1 protein-coding gene is annotated in these 1,307 nt (G+C 53.2%); it reads right to left on the bottom strand.

Annotation, left to right across the window (positions count from 1 at the left end):
- Positions 1-22: 22 nt before the first annotated feature.
- Positions 23-1,257, bottom strand: a protein-coding gene (locus tag L8V22_RS11590) for an IS3 family transposase (RefSeq protein ID WP_239194158.1) whose coding sequence is annotated in 2 segments (ribosomal slippage) — positions 23-969 and positions 969-1,257 — 1,236 coding nt in all. Because the reading frame shifts where the segments join, the coding sequence is not laid out codon by codon here.
- Between the last annotated feature and the right edge of the window lie 50 nt (positions 1,258-1,307).

Below are 1,307 nucleotides of genomic sequence, written 5' to 3' on the forward strand. Positions count from 1 at the left end.
TGAAGTGCCCCGAGTTTTGTTCCTAGGCATTTGCCTTGATTTCTATTATTTCTTGCGGCGGGTTCTGCTTCCAAAAATCGGTTTCCACTTCGACTGGGGTTCGGTATCCCAAGCTTTGGTGAAGCCTCATCTCGTTCCACCATGACACCCACTCGAACGTCGCGATTTCTACCTCGACAACATCATCCCACCTGCGAGTATGGATCAGCTCGTTCTTGTAGGAGCCGTTAACGTTTTCAGCCAGAGCATTGTCATAAGAATCCCCGACAGTTCCGGTGGAAGCGGCAATCCCGTGCTGGGCAAGGCGCTCGTTGTAGACCACGCTGACGTACTGCGAGCCGTGATCCGAATGGTGAATGAGACCTGTTGTTTCCTCAGCACACACGATCGCCTGATTAAGAGCTTGCAGCGGCAACGCTTCGGTGCGCATGGAGTCTGATAACGCCCACCCAACGATCCGTCGGGAGTAAACGTCGGTGACAAACGCGGCATACACAAAGCCTTTCTTCGTGCGCACATACGTAATGTCAGCCACCCACAGTTTGTTCGGGCCGGGGGCTTTGAACTCACGCTCGACCAAGTCTGGGCGCAGATCAGGCACGTTAGGCTTACGGGTTGTAAGAGGTGATCTGCCTTTGCCTTTGCCAGAAACACCGGCCAAGCGCATTAAACGGGCAGTTTGTTCACGACCGATATCAATTCCGTCACGGCGGAGAGCATGCCACATTTTCCGTACACCGTAGACACCGTAATTATCCCGATGAACAGTTCTAATGCGTTCGACCAGCACAGCATCACGAAGGCGACGAGCACTTAACCCACGGGCCTTGGACTGGCGATAGCCACGCGAGGTGATGAACCCACCAGCCCGGTTATTCTTCAACGTCTTACAGATGAACTCGACAGAGAAACGAACCCGGTATTCATCGATGAACCGGATCATTTCCGACGTTTTGGGTCGAGTTCCGACGCGAAAAAAGCTGAAGCGGCCTTCAGCAGCTCATTAGTGTCGCGTAGCTCTTGATTTTCACGACGCAGCCTCGCGTTTTCCGCGGCCAAATCTTCAGGCACAGGTTCTGGGATGTTTCCCGCACGACGGGCCTGTTGAGTCCATTGACGGGCCGTATGCCATGAAACCCCCAGCTTTGGAGCTACTGCCTGGCACGCGGCTTGCATCGACATATTTTCTGCCAAGATGCGATCTTCCACGAGACGGACCACACGGTCCTTTGCATCCTGGTCAAATTTTCTTGGCATATTCCAGATTTTCCCATCTACTTAAACGGAACAAAACCTGGGACACTTCA

The sequence above is a fragment of the Corynebacterium yonathiae genome, from assembly GCF_027570195.1.
GTDB classification, from domain to species: Bacteria; Actinomycetota; Actinomycetes; order Mycobacteriales; family Mycobacteriaceae; genus Corynebacterium; species Corynebacterium yonathiae.